At 72.2% G+C, this 18,396-nt stretch carries 21 protein-coding genes; 13 read left to right on the top strand and 8 right to left on the bottom strand.

Annotation, left to right across the window (positions count from 1 at the left end; translation table 11 throughout):
• Positions 1 to 244 precede the first annotated feature (244 nt).
• The 10 genes from HYQ63_RS09950 (at position 245) to der (ending at position 9,875) form a co-directional block, all read left to right on the top strand.
• Positions 245 to 1,420 (top strand): ParA family protein, encoded by a 1,176-nt coding sequence (locus HYQ63_RS09950; RefSeq protein WP_179933489.1) that lies wholly within the window; start codon positions 245 to 247, stop codon positions 1,418 to 1,420.
• Entirely contained in the window at positions 1,405 to 2,019 is a 615-nt protein-coding gene (locus tag HYQ63_RS09945; protein WP_179933488.1) for a hypothetical protein, read from the top strand. The genes HYQ63_RS09950 and HYQ63_RS09945 overlap by 16 nt, the downstream gene beginning before the upstream one ends.
• Positions 2,020 to 2,272: 253 nt before the next feature.
• A complete protein-coding gene (locus tag HYQ63_RS09940) occupies positions 2,273 to 3,565 on the top strand; it encodes a ScpA family protein (protein ID WP_179933487.1) in 1,293 nt (430 codons plus the stop codon).
• Complete coding sequence (gene scpB / locus HYQ63_RS09935; RefSeq protein WP_179933486.1) at positions 3,562 to 4,245, top strand: SMC-Scp complex subunit ScpB; 684 nt, start codon at positions 3,562 to 3,564, stop codon at positions 4,243 to 4,245. Before HYQ63_RS09940 ends, scpB begins: the two co-directional genes overlap by 4 nt.
• Positions 4,245 to 5,309, top strand: coding sequence for a pseudouridine synthase (locus HYQ63_RS09930; RefSeq protein WP_179933485.1), 1,065 nt, complete (start codon positions 4,245 to 4,247; stop codon positions 5,307 to 5,309). The genes scpB and HYQ63_RS09930 overlap by 1 nt, the downstream gene beginning before the upstream one ends.
• 129 nt (positions 5,310 to 5,438) lie before the next feature.
• A complete protein-coding gene (gene aroH, locus HYQ63_RS09925) occupies positions 5,439 to 5,801 on the top strand; it encodes a chorismate mutase (protein WP_179933484.1) in 363 nt (120 codons plus the stop codon).
• Entirely contained in the window at positions 5,798 to 6,883 is a 1,086-nt protein-coding gene (locus HYQ63_RS09920; protein WP_179933483.1) for a prephenate dehydrogenase, read from the top strand. The genes aroH and HYQ63_RS09920 overlap by 4 nt, the downstream gene beginning before the upstream one ends.
• Positions 6,884 to 6,975: 92 nt before the next feature.
• Positions 6,976 to 7,680, top strand: coding sequence for a (d)CMP kinase (cmk, locus tag HYQ63_RS09915; protein WP_246097382.1), 705 nt, complete (start codon positions 6,976 to 6,978; stop codon positions 7,678 to 7,680).
• On the top strand, positions 7,677 to 8,357 hold the full coding sequence (locus HYQ63_RS09910; RefSeq protein WP_179933482.1) for a 1-acyl-sn-glycerol-3-phosphate acyltransferase: 681 nt from the start codon (positions 7,677 to 7,679) through the stop codon (positions 8,355 to 8,357). Before cmk ends, HYQ63_RS09910 begins: the two co-directional genes overlap by 4 nt.
• 54 nt (positions 8,358 to 8,411) lie before the next feature.
• The gene (gene der, locus HYQ63_RS09905) at positions 8,412 to 9,875 is read left to right on the top strand and encodes a ribosome biogenesis GTPase Der (protein WP_179933481.1); all 1,464 of its coding nucleotides are present in this window, start codon (positions 8,412 to 8,414) and stop codon (positions 9,873 to 9,875) included.
• Positions 9,876 to 9,917: 42 nt separating this feature from the next.
• On the opposite strand, the gene HYQ63_RS09900 is transcribed toward der, so the two are convergent.
• A complete protein-coding gene (locus HYQ63_RS09900; protein WP_257231777.1) occupies positions 9,918 to 10,283 on the bottom strand; it encodes a hypothetical protein in 366 nt (121 codons plus the stop codon).
• A 61-nt stretch (positions 10,284 to 10,344) separates the two neighbouring features.
• Positions 10,345 to 11,175 carry a hypothetical protein gene (locus HYQ63_RS09895; protein WP_179933479.1) on the bottom strand — a complete coding sequence of 277 codons (831 nt, stop codon included), beginning with the start codon at positions 11,173 to 11,175 and terminating at the stop codon, positions 10,345 to 10,347.
• 271 nt (positions 11,176 to 11,446) lie between these two features.
• Between HYQ63_RS09895 and HYQ63_RS09890 the strand changes: the two genes are divergently transcribed.
• From HYQ63_RS09890 to HYQ63_RS09880, 3 genes are all read left to right on the top strand, one after another.
• Positions 11,447 to 12,685: a glycosyltransferase family 4 protein gene (locus HYQ63_RS09890; protein WP_179933478.1), complete on the top strand. Its 1,239-nt coding sequence runs from the start codon at positions 11,447 to 11,449 to the stop codon at positions 12,683 to 12,685.
• A 71-nt stretch (positions 12,686 to 12,756) separates the two neighbouring features.
• The gene (locus tag HYQ63_RS09885) at positions 12,757 to 13,617 is read left to right on the top strand and encodes a hypothetical protein (protein ID WP_179933477.1); all 861 of its coding nucleotides are present in this window, start codon (positions 12,757 to 12,759) and stop codon (positions 13,615 to 13,617) included.
• A gap of 99 nt (positions 13,618 to 13,716) precedes the next feature.
• Positions 13,717 to 14,688 carry a YafY family protein gene (locus tag HYQ63_RS09880; protein WP_179933476.1) on the top strand — a complete coding sequence of 324 codons (972 nt, stop codon included), beginning with the start codon at positions 13,717 to 13,719 and terminating at the stop codon, positions 14,686 to 14,688.
• Here the strand turns inward: HYQ63_RS09880 and ctaD are convergent.
• The 6 genes from ctaD to HYQ63_RS09850 form a co-directional block, all read right to left on the bottom strand.
• On the bottom strand, positions 14,642 to 16,381 hold the full coding sequence (ctaD, locus tag HYQ63_RS09875) for a cytochrome c oxidase subunit I (protein ID WP_179933475.1): 1,740 nt from the start codon (positions 16,379 to 16,381) through the stop codon (positions 14,642 to 14,644). The two genes, HYQ63_RS09880 and ctaD, sit on opposite strands and share 47 nt — an antisense overlap.
• Before the next feature lie 117 nt (positions 16,382 to 16,498).
• Positions 16,499 to 16,777, bottom strand: coding sequence for a gas vesicle protein K (locus HYQ63_RS09870; protein WP_009719037.1), 279 nt, complete (start codon positions 16,775 to 16,777; stop codon positions 16,499 to 16,501).
• Complete coding sequence (locus HYQ63_RS09865) at positions 16,774 to 16,989, bottom strand: gas vesicle protein (RefSeq protein WP_179933474.1); 216 nt, start codon at positions 16,987 to 16,989, stop codon at positions 16,774 to 16,776. The genes HYQ63_RS09870 and HYQ63_RS09865 overlap by 4 nt, the downstream gene beginning before the upstream one ends.
• A complete protein-coding gene (locus tag HYQ63_RS09860; RefSeq protein WP_179933473.1) occupies positions 16,986 to 17,948 on the bottom strand; it encodes a GvpL/GvpF family gas vesicle protein in 963 nt (320 codons plus the stop codon). The genes HYQ63_RS09865 and HYQ63_RS09860 overlap by 4 nt, the downstream gene beginning before the upstream one ends.
• Positions 17,867 to 18,217, bottom strand: coding sequence for a gas vesicle protein (locus tag HYQ63_RS45960; protein WP_179933472.1), 351 nt, complete (start codon positions 18,215 to 18,217; stop codon positions 17,867 to 17,869). The genes HYQ63_RS09860 and HYQ63_RS45960 overlap by 82 nt, the downstream gene beginning before the upstream one ends.
• Positions 18,196 to 18,384, bottom strand: a complete 189-nt coding sequence (locus HYQ63_RS09850; RefSeq protein WP_373689050.1) for a gas vesicle protein GvpG — start codon at positions 18,382 to 18,384, stop codon at positions 18,196 to 18,198. The genes HYQ63_RS45960 and HYQ63_RS09850 overlap by 22 nt, the downstream gene beginning before the upstream one ends.
• Between the last annotated feature and the right edge of the window lie 12 nt (positions 18,385 to 18,396).

The raw sequence follows: 18,396 nt of genomic DNA, 5'->3' as shown, positions 1-18,396 counted from the left end.
GGCTCGGGCTTCGGTCAACTAGCCCTGAATGTAACTATCCAGACGCTTTGGGGGGTGGTGAAATCTCCGCGCCGACCCTCATACGCCCTTGACATCGGGGTGTTCGATTGCCGACACATCGTGCCGTGTCCGGTGGATTGTGTTGCTGAGGACCGCCGACACGCCATAGAGTCGCCAACCGTCGGCATGGTGTCACGCTGACCTATCGAGAAATTTCCTGGTCACCAAGGAGGTAGGACGACTTGTGAATGAGTCGACATTTTCTCCCGGGGGTGGTCAACCAGGATCGGCTGCGCGGGGCCAGGGTCCCTCGGGGCTCGAGGCTGTCGGCTCCGTCGCTGTCCGTACCTTCGCAACCCACCAGAGCGTGACGAGCATGACCACAGCCCACCAGAGCCACAGCATGGACGGCCATCACGTGAACGCCATGGCCGGCGACCAGGGGGGCAACGAACCCGCCCGCTTCGCCGACTACGACGACCTGCCCGACGGGCACTTCTACGACCCGGACGCCGAGTACGAGCCCGATCCCGAATACGCGGCCACCCTCGCCCCCGACGCGGCCCGCCAGCGACGCGAGCGCATCGGTCCCACCGGTCGGCCGCTGCCGTACTTCCCGATCCCGGGGCCGCTGACCGACCACGGCCCCGCGAAGATCATCGCGATGTGCAACCAGAAGGGCGGGGTCGGCAAGACCACCTCCACCATCAACCTGGGCGCGGCCCTCGCCGAATACGGACGCCGGGTCCTGCTCGTCGACTTCGACCCGCAGGGCGCGCTGTCGGTCGGCCTCGGCGTCAACCCCATGGAGCTGGACCTCACCGTCTACAACCTGCTCATGGAGCGGGGCATGTCGGCCGACGAGGTGTTGCTGAAGACGGCCGTGCCCAACATGGACCTGCTGCCCAGCAATATCGACTTGTCGGCCGCCGAGGTGCAGCTCGTCAGCGAGGTGGCCCGCGAGTCCACACTCCAGCGGGCGCTCAAGCCGCTGATGGCGGACTACGACTACATCGTCATCGACTGCCAGCCCTCGCTCGGCCTGCTCACCGTCAACGCGCTCACCGCGGCGCACAAGGTGATCGTGCCGCTGGAGTGCGAGTTCTTCGCGCTGCGCGGTGTGGCGTTGCTCACGGAGACCATCGAGAAGGTCCAGGAGCGGCTCAACCCCGACCTGGAGCTCGACGGCATCCTCGCCACGATGTACGACTCGCGCACCGTGCACAGCCGTGAGGTCCTCGCCCGCGTGGTCGAGGCGTTCGACAATCACGTCTACCACACGGTCATCGGCCGTACGGTCCGCTTCCCGGAGACCACGGTCGCCGGTGAGCCGATCACCACGTACGCGTCCAACTCCGTCGGTGCCGCCGCCTATCGCCAGCTCGCCAGGGAGGTGCTCGCCCGGTGTCACGCCGAGTGAGTCTGCCGGGAGCCGACGAACTGTTCCGCACCACCGGAGGGATGGGGCTCCAGTCCTCCTCGCCCGCGTCCGGCCGCCGCCAGGCGAACGGCGAGGCCCCACGGGTCCCCGCCCCCGCCAACGAGTCCGACCCGGGCGGCGGCGAGGCGGCGCCGGGCGGCGCACCGGCCGAAGGCGGCGAGCAGTCCGGCGCCGCCGAGCACAGCGGCCGGGAGACCACGCCCCAGGACGCGGGCGGCGGACGCCCCGCCGCGGCGGCCGCGGCCGGGACCGGGCCGGGGCCCGGGGAGCGGCCCGCCAAGGGCCGTCAGGCGCCCGACGGCACCTCCCCACCCGCCCAGGGCGGCCCCGCCCGCCGCCGCGCCCGCGCGGCCAACCGGCGCCCCAGCGGGCGCGAGCGCCACGACGAGAAGATCACGGTCTACGTCTCCGCCGAGGAGCTGATGGACCTCGAACACGCGCGACTGGTGCTCCGCGGCGAACACGGACTCGCGGTCGACCGCGGCCGGATCGTCCGCGAGGCGGTCGCGGTCGTCCTCGCCGACCTCGAGTCGCGCGGCGACGCGAGCATTCTGGTGCGCCGCCTGCGCGGCCGCTGACCGGGCCGGGCGATAGCCTGCCCGGATCGCGGGCTGACCGCCCGGCCCCAGGGGTGCCTTGTGGATCATGCCGGGCCCCCGACGTCTGGCACGGCACCTCGCGGCCCCGCGCTCGTCGCACGCAGTGCCGCTGCGCTCTCCTCACGCGGGTTGCGAGCCTCCCCCAGCTACCGCTGGAGGTGCCCCCTGCACCAGACGGCCGCTCGCTGATCCGGCCTGATCCACAAGGCACCCCCTAGCACCCTGGACCGCGATGCCGACCAACGACCCGCACGACCCCCCGCCCCGCCGCCGCCCCCTGGGCCGAGGCCCCGGCACCACCCCGCCCCCCACGGCGGCGGAAACTGCCACGGACCCCGGCCCGGCGCCCGGCAGCCCCGACGCCGCCCACCAGCCGAGGACAGAGCCCGCGCCGGGCGATGGGCCGTCCGAGGCGGCCCCGTCGACGCGGTCCGCCGGGGAGTCCGAGCCCGCGCACGAGCGGGCCCAGGGTGAGGACGGGGCGGACGAGGACGCCGCCCGGGGCCACGGCGCGCCGCCCGACGGCGGTACGGAGCCTTCCGTCGATGGTGACGGTGACGGCGAGCCCAGGGCGGACGGCGAGGGCGCCCAGGACGACGAAGCGGCCGCAGACGGCGAGGCAGCCCAAGACGGCGAAGGCGTCCGAGACGGCAAGGGCGCCCAAGACCACGAAGGTGCCGAGGACGGCAACGGCACCTTCACCGTTCGGCTCGACAACTTCGAGGGGCCCTTCGATCTGCTCCTCCAGCTGATCTCCAAGCACAAGCTGGACGTCACCGAGGTCGCCCTCTCCAAGGTCACCGACGAGTTCATGGCGCACATCCGGGCCATGGGGCCGGACTGGGACCTCGACCAGACGACCGAGTTCCTCGTGGTCGCGGCGACCCTGCTGGATCTCAAGGCGGCCCGGTTGCTGCCCGCCGCCGAGGTGGAGGACGAGGCGGACCTGGCGCTGCTGGAGGCGCGGGACCTGCTGTTCGCGCGGCTGCTCCAGTACCGCGCGTACAAGCAGATCGCGGACATCTTCCACGACCGGCTGACCGAGGAGGCCCGCCGCTACCCCCGCACGGTCGGGCTGGAGCCGCACCACGCCGATCTGCTGCCCGACGTCGTCATCCGTGTCGGCCCGGAGGGGTTCGCGAAGCTGGCCGTGAAGGCGATGCAGGCCAAGCCCAAGCCGCAGGTGTACGTCGACCACATCCACGCCCCGCTGGTGAGCGTGCGGGAGCAGGCGGAGGTGGTGGTGGGGCGGCTGCGGGAGCTGGGGGAGGCCAGTTTCGCCGCGCTCACCGAGGACGCGCCGGACGTGCTCACCGTCGTGGCCCGCTTCCTGGCGCTGCTGGAGCTGTACCGGGAGCGCGCGGTCCTGCTCGACCAGTCGGAGGCGCTGGGGTCGCTCCTGGTGCGTTGGACGGGCGGCGCGGAGGACGGGCAGAGGCCGCTGGTCACCGATGAGTTCGACCAGGAGGCGCAGCCGCAGAAGGCACAGGCACAGAAGGCGCAGGCACAGGAGGTACGGACATGAGCGAGCCGGTCACCGAGACCGAGGCGGAGCCCTCGGAGGTCGCGGCGCTCGATCTCAAGCCCGCGCTGGAAGCCGTCCTCATGGTCGTGGACGAACCCGCCACCGAAGAGCACCTCGCCAAGGTGCTGGACCGCCCGCGCCGCGCGATCGCGGGGGCGCTGCGGGAGCTGGCGGACGAGTACACGGCGCAGGGCCGCGGCTTCGAGCTGCGGCTGGTCGCGGGCGGCTGGCGGTACTACACCCGGCCCGCGTACGCCGCGGCCGTCGAGGGCTTCGTTCTGGACGGCCAGCACGCCCGGCTCACCCAGGCCGCTTTGGAAACCCTCGCGGTGGTCGCGTACCGTCAGCCGGTCAGCCGTTCCCGCGTCTCCGCCGTCCGCGGCGTCAACTGCGATGGCGTGATGCGCACCCTCCTCCAGCGCGGACTGGTGGAGGAGGCGGGCACGGAACCCGAAACAGGTGCGATCCTGTACAGGACGACGAACTACTTCCTGGAGCGGATGGGTCTGCGCGGCCTGGACGAGCTTCCCGAGCTGGCACCGTTCCTCCCCGAGGTGGACGCGGTCGAGGGCGAGTCCCAGGAGGGCGTGCCCTCGTTCGACCCGGACGCACCGGACACAGACGTAACACACGCACACGTAGACGCAGACGACAGCAGCCACTCTCAGACGGAAACTTGATGCGAAGCAGCGGCAGGAACAGCAGGGGCAGCGGTAGCGGCGGCAGCGGCAGCAGCGGCGGCAAGAACTACCGGGGGGCCGGGAACGGGCGCGACGACAAGCAGAAGCGCACCGGTCGCCCCCGCCCCGAGGAGCGCCGTTACGACGCGGGCGCCCCGAAGCAGAGCGGCGGCGGCCCCCGGGGCGGCGCGGCCAAGAGCGGTGCCCCCAAGGGCGTCGGCGGCCGCGGCCGGAAGCCGAACGCCCCGGCCCGCCCGCGCGAGTACGAGGCCCAGATAGAGGAGCGGAACCGGGCCCGCCACAACAAGCCGCAGACCAAGCTGCCCAAGACCTTCGGCGAGCAGGACGGCGAGCGGCTCCAGAAGGTCCTGGCCCGCGCGGGCATGGGGTCGCGCCGGTCCTGCGAGGACCTGATCGACCAGGCCCGGGTCGAGGTCAACGGCAAGATCGTCACCGAGCAGGGGCTGCGCGTCGACCCGGAGAAGGACGAGATCAAGGTCGACGGGCTGACCGTCGCCACCCAGTCGTACCTGTTCTTCGCGCTGAACAAGCCCGCCGGTGTGGTCTCCACCATGGAGGACCCGGACGGCCGCCAGTGCCTGGGCGACTACGTCACGAACCGCGAGACCCGGCTCTTCCACGTCGGCCGCCTCGACACCGAGACCGAGGGCATCATCCTGCTCACCAACCACGGCGAGCTGGCCCACCGCCTCACCCACCCCCGCTACGGCGTGAAGAAGACCTACCTCGCCGCCATCCAGGGCCCCCTGCCCCGCGACCTCGGCAAGCAGCTCAAGAACGGCATCGAGCTGGAGGACGGCTACGCCCGCGCGGACCACTTCAAGGTGGTCCAGAACACCGGCAAGAACTACCTCGTCGAGGTCAGCCTCCACGAGGGCCGCAAGCACATCGTCCGCCGCATGCTCTCCGAGGCCGGTTTCCCGGTCGAAAAGCTGGTCCGCACCGCCTTCGGCCCCATCGCCCTCGGCGACCAGAAGTCCGGCTGGCTCCGCCGCCTCACCAACACCGAGGTCGGCATGCTGATGCGCGAGGTGGACCTCTGAGCCTCCCCGCGGACGCGTGAGGGGCGCGGGGGTGGGCTGGTTAGGCTGGGCGGGGACACTGGGGACGCGTACGGCGTGGAGACACGCGTGGGACGCGGTACGGGCAGAGCAGGCGCAGGGAGCACAGACGTGGCGGTACGAGCGGTCCGCGGGGCGGTTCAGCTGGAGCGGGACGAAGCGGGGCACATGCAGGAGCAGGTCTCCGAGCTGTTGACCGCCATCCTGGAGCGCAACAGCCTGGTGCCGGACGATCTGATCAGCGTCTGGTTCACGGCCACGCCCGATCTGCACAGCGACTTCCCCGCGGTGGCCGCGCGCAAGCTGGGGATCACCGATGTGCCGCTGATCTGTGCGCAGGAGCTGGACATCGCCGGGGCCATGCCGCGGGTCGTCCGGATACTCGCGCATGTCGAGACCGACCTCGCCAAGACCGACGTCGCCCATGTGTACCTCGGCGCCGCGGCGGCCCTCCGCAAGGACATCGCCCAGTGAGAACAGCCCTCGTCATCGGTACCGGACTGATCGGTACCTCCGCCGCGCTCACCCTCGCGGGCCGCGGCATCCACGTGCACCTCGCCGACCACGACGCGGACGCGGCGCGGACCGCGGAGGCGCTCGGGGCCGGTACGCAGAAGGAGCCGGACGGGCCCGTGGACCTGGCGATCGTCGCCGTGCCGCCCGCGCACGTGGCGCGGACGGTGGCCGATGTGCTGCGCCGGGGTGTGGCGCGGGCGGTGCTGGACGTGGCCAGCGTCAAGGGCGGGCCGCGCCGGGAGCTGGAGGAGCTGGGCTGCGACCTGACCCGGTACATCGGTACGCATCCGATGGCCGGGCGGGAGCGCTCGGGGCCGCTGGCGGCCACCGCGGACCTGTTCGAGGGGCGGCCGTGGGTGCTCACACCCGGCGCCGACACCGACACCGAAGTGCTCAATCTCGCACTGGAACTGGTCGCGCTGTGTCGCGCCGTGCCCGTGGTGATGGACGCCGATGCGCACGACCGGGCCGTGGCGCTCGTCTCGCACACCCCGCATCTGCTCTCCAGCATGGTCGCGGCGCGGCTGCGGGACGCCGACGAGACCGCGGTGCGGCTGTGCGGCCAGGGGATCCGCGACGTGACCCGGATCGCGGCCTCCGACCCCGCGATGTGGATCGACATCCTGTCGGCCAACCCCGGCCCGGTCGCGGACGTGCTCGCCGCGGTCGCCGCCGACCTGGACGAGACGGTGCGGGCGCTGCGCGCGCTCCAGTCGGCCGACGACGCCAAGCGCGGCGGGGGAGCGGCCGGGATCGAGGACGTGCTGCGCCGCGGCAACGCCGGGCGCGAGCGGGTGCCGGGCAAGCACGGCGCCGCCTCGGCCGTCTATGAGACCGTGACGGTCCTCATCGGCGACCAGCCGGGCGAGCTGGCCCGGATCTTCGCCGACGCGGGCCGGGCGGGCGTCAACATCGAGGACGTGCGGATCGAGCACGCCACCGGCCAGCAGGCGGGCCTGATCCAGCTGATGGTGGAGCCCGCCGCAGCCCCCGGTCTGACCAAGGCCCTGCGCGAGCGGGGCTGGTCCATCCGGCAGTGACCGGGAGCCCCGGATGAGCCAGTAACCTTGTCCGGGGCTCTCACCAAGCTCCGTTCGAACCAGCCCCGTGCATACGAAAGGTGTCTGTCACCGTGGAAACCGCCGCCCGGACCGCCCCGGCAGCAGTGATTGTCGCGATCGACGGCCCCGCAGGCACGGGCAAGTCCAGTACCTCCAAGGCCGTCGCGGCCAAGCTCGGCCTCGGCTACCTCGACACCGGCGCCCAGTACCGGGCGATCACCTGGTGGATGGTGAACAACGGCATCGACGTCGAGGACGCCGTCGCCGTGGCCGACGCCGCCCGCAAGCCGGTCATCGTCTCCGGCACTGATCCGGCCGCCCCGACCATCACCGTCGACGGCACCGACGTCTCGGCGCCGATCCGCACCCAGGAGGTCACCTCCCGGGTCAGCGCGGTCAGCGCGGTTCCCGAGGTGCGCCAGGTGATCACCGAGCTCCAGCGGACGATCGCCACCGAGGCGCCGCGCGGCATGGTGGTCGAGGGCCGGGACATCGGCACCACCGTGCTCCCGGACGCCGACCTCAAGATCTTCCTCACCGCCTCCGCCGAGGCGCGGGCCGCCCGCCGCAGCGGTGAGCTGAAGGGCAAGGAGGCCTCCGACCTGGCCGCCACCCAGGCGGCGCTCGCCAAGCGGGACGCCGCCGACTCGGGCCGCAAGGCGTCGCCGCTGGCGAAGGCGGACGACGCGGTCGAGGTGGACACCACCGACCTCACCCTCGACCAGGTCATCGAGTGCGTGGTCACGCTGGTCGAGGAGAAGCGGGCCGCCGCATGACCGCCACCGCCGACGCCGCACTGCCGAGCGCGGCCGGTGCCGCGGTGGGGCGCGGGATCGGCATCGGCCTGATGTACGGGCTGTGGCGGCCGCGGGTGCTGGGCGCGTGGCGGATCCCGTCCGCCGGCCCCGTCATCCTGGCCGGGAACCACTCCCACAACGTCGACGGCCCGATGCTGATCGGTACCTCGCCCCGGCCGCTGCACTTCCTGGTCAAGAAGGAGGCGTTCACCGGTCCGCTGGACCCGTTCCTGCGCTCCATCGGCCAGCTGAAGGTGGACCGGGAGAGCGCCGACCGCACCGCGATCACCCATGCGCTGGGCGTGCTCAAGCGCGGCGGGATGCTGGGGATCTTCCCCGAGGGCACCCGCGGCGAGGGCGACTTCGCGTCGCTGCGCTCGGGGCTCGCGTACTTCGCCGTACGGTCCGGCGCACCGATCGTGCCGGTGGCCGTGCTCGGCACCGGCGAGCAGCGGCGGGCCGACGGGCGGGCCCGGGCGCTGCCGAGGCTGCGCAGCCGGATCGACGTGGTCTTCGGCGACCCGTTCCAGGCGGGGGACGGCAGCGGCCGACGGACCAGGGCGGCGCTGGACGAGGCGACCGTGCTCATCCAGAAGCGTCTGGGCGAGCACCTGGGGAGCGCCAGGCGGCTCACGGGCCGCCACAACGAGACATAGACCCGCGCGCCCATGAGGGCGCGCGGCACTGAGGGACGACGAGGACATCACTTCATGAACGACCAGATCCACAGCGGCGGCGACGAACACGGAGAGCTGGGCGACGCCGAGTACGCGGAGTTCATGGAGCTCGCCGCGCAGGAGGGCTTCGACCTGGAACAGGTCGAGGGCGACCTCGCCGCGGCGGGGCACGGCCCGCTGCCGGTGCTCGCCGTCGTCGGCCGCCCGAACGTCGGCAAGTCGACCCTGGTGAACCGGGTCATCGGCCGCCGCGAGGCGGTCGTCGAGGACAAGCCGGGCGTCACCCGTGACCGGGTCACCTACGAGGCCGAGTGGTCCGGCCGCCGCTTCAAGGTGGTCGACACCGGCGGCTGGGAACAGGACGTGCTCGGCATCGACGCGTCCGTGGCCGCCCAGGCCGAGTTCGCCATCGAGGCCGCCGACGCGGTGGTCTTCGTGGTGGACGCCACGGTCGGCTCGACCGACACCGACGAGGCCGTGGTCAAGCTGCTGCGCCGGGCCGGGAAGCCGGTCGTGCTGTGCGCCAACAAGGTCGACGGCCCGAGCGGCGAGGCGGACGCGGCGATGCTGTGGTCCCTCGGCCTCGGCGAGCCCCACCCGGTCTCCGCCCTGCACGGCCGCGGCACCGGCGACATGCTCGACGCGGTGCTGGAGGCGCTGCCCGAGGCCCCGGCCCAGACCTTCGGGGCCACGGTCGGCGGCCCGCGCCGCATCGCGCTCATCGGCCGCCCGAACGTCGGCAAGTCCTCGCTGCTCAACAAGGTGGCGGGCGAGGAGCGGGTGGTCGTCAACGAGGTCGCGGGCACCACCCGCGACCCGGTGGACGAGCTGATCGAACTCGGCGGGATCACCTGGAAGTTCGTGGACACCGCCGGTATCCGCCGCCGCGTCCACCTCCAGGAGGGCGCCGACTACTACGCCTCGCTGCGCACCGCGGCCGCCGTGGAGAAGGCCGAGGTCGCGGTCGTCCTCATCGACACCAGCGAGCCCATCAGCGTCCAGGACCAGCGGATCATCACGATGGCCGTGGAGGCCGGGCGCGCACTGGTCATCGCGTACAACAAGTGGGACACCCTCGACGAGGAGCGCCGCTACTACCTGGAGCGGGAGATCGAGACCGAGCTGGGGCAGATCCAGTGGGCGCCCCGGGTCAATGTCTCGGCCCGCACCGGCCGCCACATGGAGAAGCTCGTCCCGGCGATCGAGACGGCGCTGGCGGGCTGGGAGACCCGGGTGCCGACCGGGCGGCTGAACTCGTTCCTCGGCGAGATCGTCGCCTCCCACCCGCACCCGATCCGCGGCGGCAAGCAGCCCCGCATCCTGTTCGGCACCCAGGCCGGAACCCGGCCGCCGCGGTTCGTCCTCTTCGCCTCGGGCTTCCTGGAGGCGGGCTACCGCCGCTTCATCGAGCGGCGGCTGCGCGAGGAGTTCGGCTTCGAGGGCACCCCGATCCAGATCTCGGTGCGGGTGCGCGAGAAGCGCGGCCGCAAGAAGTAAGCCCCTCGCGGCCGCGCGGGGCGCCACCCGTCGGGTGGCGCCTCAGTACCGCCCGTCGCGCTGGCCGGGTGGCAGCGCGGGAAGGTACGTGCGGTAGTACAGCCCGCCGGTGTCCCAGGCCCCGCCGTGGCCGCCACTGGTCAGTCCGCGGGGCTGGCCGATGGCGCTGAACGCGACGAACCCCAGATCCTCCTCGTCCGACCGGTCGCCGGGCAGCGCCCGGAACAGCCGCCGGTACTCCGCGTACAGCGCGTCGTAGATCGGCGTCGCGGAGTGCCGCCACGGGTCGGGCGACGCCTCCAGCGCCGGGCGCATGGCCGGGATGTGGGCGTACGAGGGGGAGCGGTAGGGGAGGTCGTATCCGTGCACGTATGTGCCAACGACCAGGCCGCCCGGGGGATGCGGCATAGGCGGCGAATGGGCCGCTTGGGTCAGGCAGCGGCAGCCCGGAACGGGGTGGGTCACCGGATCAGGTGCCCGCGAGCGGCATCGAGGCGCCGACCAGCGCGCCGTGCGCCGCGGCCCGGTCCAGGGCGGCGCGCAGCTGGTCCTCCCGCGGCTGGGTGCCGATCGTGCCCGCCGCCGCCGCGTACACCAGGACCTGCTGGGAGCGGCCCACCGCGCTGCGCCAGCCCTCGCTGAGCGGCATCGGGCTGTGCGCCTGCCACCAGGCCACCGGGGAGCCGCCGCCCGCCGCGGGCATCAGCACCGCGTGCAGCTGCCCCATGGCGAGCAGTACCGACCAGCCGGGGATGGCCACCGGCGGCCGGCCGAGGTCGACCACGGGCAGGAAGCCCTGCTCGGTGAGGAGCGGCAGGAAGTCGTCGCCGTGCCCGGTCGCGCCGGGCCGGGTGATCGGCCCGGTCGGCTCGACGACCAGCGCCGGGCGCTGCTCCCCGCCCACCAGCACCACCCCGCTGGTGACGCCGAGCACCGCCTGCTGCGGCGGTGGGGCGGAGTAGGCGTGGGCGGCGGGGGCGGGCTGCGCGGGCGGCGGCGGCTCGGCCCCGTACGGCGAGGATTCCTCGGCGGTGATGGACCGGACCGCACCGGCCAGCTGCTCCTCGGAGACCGGGACGACCTGGGAGGGAACGCAGGTGGCGTGCGCGAACGCGAGCACGGCGGTCTCCTGCCCCACGAACAGCACCGTGCTGGTGCGCTCCTGGTCGGAGTTGCCGGGGGTGCGGCAGGACGTGCAGTCGTAGGCGCCCGGGGCGTTGTCACCGGCGAGCAGCCGGTCGGCTTCTTCGTCGCCGATCTCGGCGCGTACGTCATCGCTGACGTCGAGCATGCGCGGCACGGGTGGCTCCTCGGTCTTGGTCCGTGGGCCGGGCGGTCCCCGGCTCATACGTAGACAACGGCCATCCACGGCGGGGGTCACGCGGCCTGAAGCCCGCCGCACCTCTGATGCGTCAGTTCCCTCGGAAGTTCCCCGAATTGGCTACCGATTTCCTATCTGTTGAGGAACAAGACAGTGATGGAACCCAACCCGACAACCCCTTTCGGGGTCTTACCTCGTGGTAGGCGGACGAGACACCCCGTCCGCACAAAAACGGTGGGATACGGGACGGATGCACATCTCATTCCTGATTCACAACGCGTACGGGATCGGCGGGACGATCCGGACCACGTACAACCTTGCCCGTACCCTGGGCGAGCAACACGACGTGGAGATCGTCTCGGTGTTCCGCCACCGGGATCAGCCGATCTTCGACCCCGGTCCGAACGTGCGGATCAGCCATCTCGTCGACATCCGTAAGAACAGCCCCGGTTACGAGGGCGACGACCCCGCGTACACGCGGCCCGCGAAGGTCTTCCCGGTCACCGAGGGCCGGTACAAGCAGTACAGCGAGCTGACCGACCGCCGGATCGGCGAGCATCTGCGGCGGCTCCGGGCCGACGTGGTGGTCGGCACCCGCCCGGGCCTCAATGTGCACATCGCCAGGGAGGCGCGCCGCGGCCCGGTCCGGGTCGGCCAGGAGCATCTGACGCTCAGTACCCACTCCAAGGGGCTGAAGCGCACCCTGCGCGGCTTCTACCCCCGGCTGGACGCGGTGACGACCGTGACCGAGGCCGACGCCCGGGACTACCGCGCCGAGATGCGGCTGCCGGGCGTACGGATCGAGTCCGTGCCCAACAGCGTCCCCGAGCCCGGTCTGGAACCGGCCGACGGCACCGGCAAATGGGTCGTCGCGGCGGGCCGGCTCGCCCCGGTGAAACGGTACGACCTGCTGATACGGGCGTTCGCCAAGGTCAGCGCGGCCCGCCCGGACTGGCGGCTGCGGATCTACGGCGGAGGCGAGCAGCGCGCCAAGCTGCGCGCCCTCATCGACAAGCTCGGCCTCTACAACCACGTCTTCCTCATGGGCCCCGCCAACCCCCTGGACCCCGAGTGGGCCAAGGGCTCGATAGCGGCCGTCACCTCCAGCCTGGAGTCGTTCGGCATGACCATCGTGGAGGCGATGCGCTGCGGCCTCCCGGTGGTTGCCACCGACTGCCCGCACGGCCCGGCCGAGATCATCGACAACGGCGTGGACGGCCGCCTCGTCCCGACCGGGGACACCGACGCGATCGCCACCGCGCTGCTGGACCTCATCAACAACGACGAACTGCGGCAGCAGATGGGCCAGGCGGCCCTGAAGGACTCCGCCCGCTTCGACCCGTCCCGGGTGGCCGGCCGCTACGAGAGCCTCTTCGCCGACCTGTCGGCGCGCGGCGGGCTGCGCGGCTCGCTGCACCGGGCCCGCGGTTCACTGGTCGGCGGGGCGATGGCGACGACCGAGGCGATGCGAAGGGTGCGAATGGCATGAGCGGAACCGGGAGCGCGACAGCGAGAGCGGCCGAGCGCATGGAGCCCATGGAGCCCATGGAAGGGGACAGCATGAGTGAAGCCACCGAGACTGCCGCGACACGCGCCGACTGCGTCGCGGACTCCGCCGGTGGACTCACCTTCCACATCTCCGACTGGGTCCGCCCGGAGCCGGGGAGCTACGACGACTGGAGCGGGGCGCTGGTGCTGATGCGGCGCGGCGCCGGGCCCGCCGACGACGGCGAGGTCCGGCTGCCGCTCGGCCCCACCGCCGACGGCCGGTTGCAGGCCGCGCTGCCCGGCACCGTCGCCCTGCCCGAGGGCCGCTGGGACGTGTTCGTGGCGTACGGGGAGCAGGAGCCGCGGCGGCTCGTCCCCGGCTTGCACGATCTGCGCTCGCTGGTCGACCGCAGGCCCGGCCCCAGCACCTCGCCGCTGTCCGTCCGCATCCCCTACGCCACCAAGCACGGCAACCTCAGCCTGCGCACCTGGCGCCGGGTGCCGCACGCCGAGGCCGGGGAGATCCGGCTGGAGGACGGCGCGATGGCGGTCAGCGGGCGGCTGTACCGGGTGGAGCACCCGGCCGGCTGGCTGGACGGCGCGGTGGCCGAGGCCCGTTGCCGCCGGGACCGGACCCTGGTGTGCACGGCGCCGGTGACGGGGGACGGCGCCACGTTCTCCTTCACCCTCGACTACGCGCGGCTCGCGGAGCGCTGGGGCGGCGGCGCGGACCTGTGGGACCTGTGGCTGCGCCCGGCGGACGGGACGGCGGCCCCGGTGCGGCTCGCCCGGATACTCGACGACGTCGCGGACAAGAAGGAGATCTTCACCTACCCGGCGCGGACGGTCGACGCCCCGCACGGCACCGCCGCGGTCCGTCCGTACTACACCGTCGACAACGATCTGTCGGTGAGGGTCGCCGACCCGGACTGAGCGCCTCCGCTCACCGCGGGCCGTCGGCGACCGCCCTTGAATGCCCTTGAGTGCCCTTGAGGACATACTCCGTCCTCAGGGGCTGGCAGACTCGGCCCCATGTTGGAGACCTCGGCCCGGCTGCTCCGTCTGCTCTCCCTGCTCCAGGCCCACCGCGAGTGGTCCGGCGCGGACCTCGCCGACCGGCTCGGCGTCACCCCGCGCACGGTGCGCCGCGACATCGACCGGCTGCGCGAGCTGGGCTACCCCGTGCACTCCGCCCCCGGCACGGCGGGCGGCTACCGGCTCTCCGCGGGCGCCCAGCTGCCGCCGCTGCTGCTGGACGACGAGGAGGCGGTGGCCGTCGCGGTCGGGCTGCGCCAGGCCACGGGCGGCGTCGAGGGCATCGAGGAGACCTCCGTACGCGCCCTCGCCAAACTGGAACAGGTGCTGCCGGACCGGCTGCGCCGCCGGGTGAGCGCGCTGAGCTCGTTCACCGTGCCGATGCCCGGCGCGGTCCAGGGCCCCGGGGCGGACCCGGCGGTCCTGATCGAGCTGGCGAGCGCCTGCCGGGACGCTCAAGCGCTGCGCTTCACCTACCGCGACCACGGCGGTGCGGTCACCCGCCGCACCGCGGAACCGCTCCGCCTCGTCGCGGCCCGGCGCAGGTGGTACCTGGTCGCCTGGGACGTGGACCGGGACGACTGGCGTACGTACCGGGTCGACCGCATCACCCCCACCCCGCCGCACGGCCCCCGCTTCACCCCGCGCCGCCCGCCCGCCGACGATCTCGCGGCGTATGTCGCCCGGGGCGTGTCGGGCGCCGTCTACCGCGAGCAGGCGACCGTCCTGCTGCGGGTGCCCGTCGAGCGGGCGGCGCAGCGCATCTCGCCCGCGGCGGGGGTGCTGGAGGCCGTCGACGAGCACAGCTGTCTGCTGCACACCGGTGCCCATGGCCTCGATGTCCTGGTGGTCCACATCGTGCTGGCCGGTTTCGACTTCGAGGTGCGCGAACCGGTCGAACTCATCGAGCACATCCGCGAGATCAGGGACCGTCTGGACCGCGCTCTGGGCGGCCGTGCTCCGGGCTGATCGTCCCTCGGCTGCCCTTCAGCTGCTGGTCCCGCTCCTGCTCGACCATGGCCACCTCGGGATGGTGCAGATCGAAGGCGGGCGACTCGCTGCGCACCCGCGGCAGGGTCAGGAAGTTGTGGCGGGGCGGCGGGCAGGACGTCGCCCACTCCAGCGAGCGGCCGAACCCCCAGGGGTCGTCCACCTCGACCTTCGTGCCGTACCGGGCCGTCTTCCAGAGGTTGTAGAGGAACGGCAGCGTCGAGATCCCCAGCAGGAAGGCGCCGATCGTGGAGACCATGTTCAGCGCCGTGAAGCCGTCCGCCGCCAGATAGTCGGCGTAGCGGCGCGGCATCCCCTCCGCGCCCAGCCAGTGCTGCACCAGGAACGTGAGGTGGAAGCCGACGAACAGCGTCCAGAAGTGGATCCGGGCCAGCCGCTCGTCCAGCAGCTTCCCGGTGAACTTGGGCCACCAGAAGTAGAAGCCCGCGAACATCGCGAACACCACGGTCCCGAAGACCACGTAGTGGAAGTGGCCCACGACGAAGTACGTGTCCGTGACGTGGAAGTCCAGCGGGGGCGAGGCCAGGATGACGCCGGTCAGCCCGCCGAACAGGAAGCTCACCATGAAGCCGACCGCCCACAGCATGGGCGCCTCGAAGGACAGCGAGCCGCCCTGCATGGTGCCGATCCAGTTGAAGAACTTCACCCCGGTCGGCACCGCGATCAGAAAGGACAGCAGCGAGAAGAAGGGCAGCAGCACCGCCCCGGTGGCGAACATGTGGTGCGCCCAGACCACCATCGACAGGGCGGTGATGCCCATCGTCGCGCCGATCAGCGTCAGATAACCGAAGATGGGCTTGCGCGAGAAGACCGGGACGATCTCGGTGATGATGCCGAAGAACGGCAGCGCGATGATGTAGACCTCGGGATGGCCGAAGAACCAGAACAGGTGCTGCCACAGCAGCGCCCCGCCGTATGCCGCGTCGAACACCATCGCCCCGAACCGCCGGTCCGCCTCCAGCACCAGCAGCGCCGCCGCGAGCACCGGGAACGCCATCAGGATGAGGACCGAGGTGAAGAGGGTGTTCCAGGTGAAGATCGGCATCCGGAACATCGTCATCCCCGGGGCGCGCATCGTGATGATGGTCGTCACGAAGTTCACCGCGCCGAGGATGGTGCCGAAACCGGAGAGCGCCAGCCCCATGATCCACATGTCGGCGCCGATGCCGGGGGAGCGGACCATGCTGTTCAGCGGGGCGTACGCGGTCCAGCCGAAGTCCGCGCCGCCCCCGGGCACCATGAGGCCGGCGACCACGATCAGCCCGCCGAACAGATACAGCCAGTACGACAGCATGTTCAGGCGCGGGAAGGCGACATCGGGCGCGCCGATCTGGAGCGGCATGATCTCGTTGGCGAACCCGGCGAAGGCGGGCGTCGCGAACAGCAGCAGCATGATCGTGCCGTGCAGGGTGAACGCCTGGTTGTAGGCCTCCTGGGAGAGGATCTGGATCCCGGGCCGGGCCAGTTCGGCCCGCATCACCAGCGCCAGCACGCCGCCCACCAGGAAGAAGCCGAACGAGGAGATCAGATAGAGATGGCCGATCTTCTTGTGGTCGGTGGTGGTCAGCCAGTCGGCCAGCACCCGGCCCCGGCGCGCCAGCCGTCCCCGTCCGGCCGGTCCGGCCGCGGGACGCGCGGTGTCTGTCACCATCGGGGCTCCCTGGGGCTGTCGCTGGGGTCGGCTCCGGCCCATGATCGCCCGCTTTGTGGTGATCCGCGAGGCTATGTCCCGGGTGTCACTGTCCCGGGTGTCTCTCTCAGGGCGGCGTCACTCTCTCGGGGGCAGCAGCGGGCCGAGCGGCCCGAGGTCGAGGTTGAGGTCGGACTCCTTGATTCCGTAGCGCTCGCACAGCGTCCCCATGCGGTCCTCCAGCAGCATCAGGGTCTGCCCGATCCGCTCCTCCTGGTCCTCCGTCAGGTCCCCCTGGTCCACCCGGCGCAGCGCCTGCCGCTCCATCAGCTGCCGCAGCAGCTCGACGACGGTCAGCACCAGCTTCATCAGATCGCGCTCGACGGTGTCCTGGTCCAGCTCCAGCTTCCGGCTCACGGTTCCTCCGGTCCTCGCGGTTCTTGCGGCTCGTCCCAGGGGGAGGGCACGTTCTCGTTCACCGAGCTGATGAGCGCGCGCAGATCGATGCGTACGAGATCCACGTCGGCGATGCGCAGGGTCACGTCGCCGGTGATGACCACGCCGCCCGCGAGCAGCCGGTCCAGCAGGTCCACCAGGGCGATCTGCCGGTGGGCGAGCGTCGTGGTCACGGTTCGGCCCGTCCGTTGCCCTCGGCGGCGACGAAGGAGTACGGCGCCCACGGGCCGGTCAGCTCCAGCCGCAGCGCCGCCTCGAGCCCGGCCAGCTCGCCCACCCGCTCCGCGAACGCCTCGCTCTCCTCGTGCGGGATCAGATACGCCGCGTTGAGCACATTGCGGTCCGCCTCCCCGGACAGCCGGACGTCCTGCGGCGGATGCAGCCGGGCGCCCTCGGCGAGCGCGGCGAGCGTCTCGTGCACCCGGCGCGCGCCCTCCTCCGTGCGCACGTAAGCCTGCTCGGAGGCGCGCCGCTGGGCGCCGCGGCGGCGCAGATAGTCGCGGCCCGAGGAGGCGGCCGAGGGCTCGGCGGACGGCTCCTCGGCCGGGGCGGGCGCCGCGTACACCTTGACGCCCCACTCCACCCGGCCCTCCAGCCGGTCCAGCGCCGTCGCGAACCGGTCCCGGCCGGAGGCGAGCAGCCGCCGCAGCCCCTCCTCACCGCGACAGACGGTGGCCATCCGGACCGGGATGACGCACGTGTCCGCCCCGGCCGTGTCGACCACCTGCTGATGGGCGCGGGCGACGCCCTCCAGCCACGTCAGGTCCTCCAGCCGCTCGCGCAGCGGCCCCTCGTCGAAGTCGGCGGCCGGTACGGGGCCCGCCAGCACGGCGAGCCCCAGATGGCGGACGGCGCGGACCTGTTCGCCCGCGACCCCGCGCACCCGCTCCAGGGCGGCGTGCGGGGTGTCGGCCTCGCGGACGACGGCGTACGCGTACTCCAGCGTTCCGGTCGCGGGGGTCGGGTCGGTCGCGGTGGTCGCTTCGGCCGCCGCGGTTGCCGCGGTCGCTCCGGTCGTGTCCGTCGGGTCGGTCACGTTGGTCGCGTCGGTCATCCGGCCGCCTCCTCGCTCGTGCCGTTCTCCACCGGGGCGCGGCGGGCGCGCGACGACAGCGACGGGTCGTGCTCCCACCAGTCGATGCCCATCTCCTTGGCCTTGTCGACGGAGGCCACGATGAGCCGCAGCTTGATCGTGAGGAGTTCGATGTCGAGCAGATTGATACGGATGTCGCCCGCGATGACCACGCCCTTGTCGAGCACCCGCTCCAGGATGTCGGCGAGATTGGCCGAATCACCACGGGTGGCGAGCCCGGACGGACCGGGTGCACCGTAGGCCGCCGACGACCCGTACGACGCCGACGGGGAGCCGTACGCGGTGGTCACAGGGTCCCGTTCGCCCATTGCTGCGCCTCCTCCAGCCGGTCGAGCAGCACGTCCTCCTGCCGCTCGAACTCCGCCTCGTCGATCTCCCCGTCCTCCAGCCGCGTCTCCAGTGCGATCAGTTCGCGCTGGATCGCGGCCGGGTCGTAGTACTCGCGCTCCGCCGCGGCGAGCACCTGTCTCAGCACCCAGCCGATCAG

The organism is Streptomyces sp. Rer75, assembly GCF_013414305.1.
In the GTDB taxonomy this organism is placed as follows: domain Bacteria; phylum Actinomycetota; class Actinomycetes; order Streptomycetales; family Streptomycetaceae; genus Streptomyces; species Streptomyces himastatinicus.
The sequence above is the reverse complement of the archived record's forward strand: the minus strand, read 5'-3'. Positions and strand labels throughout refer to the sequence as shown.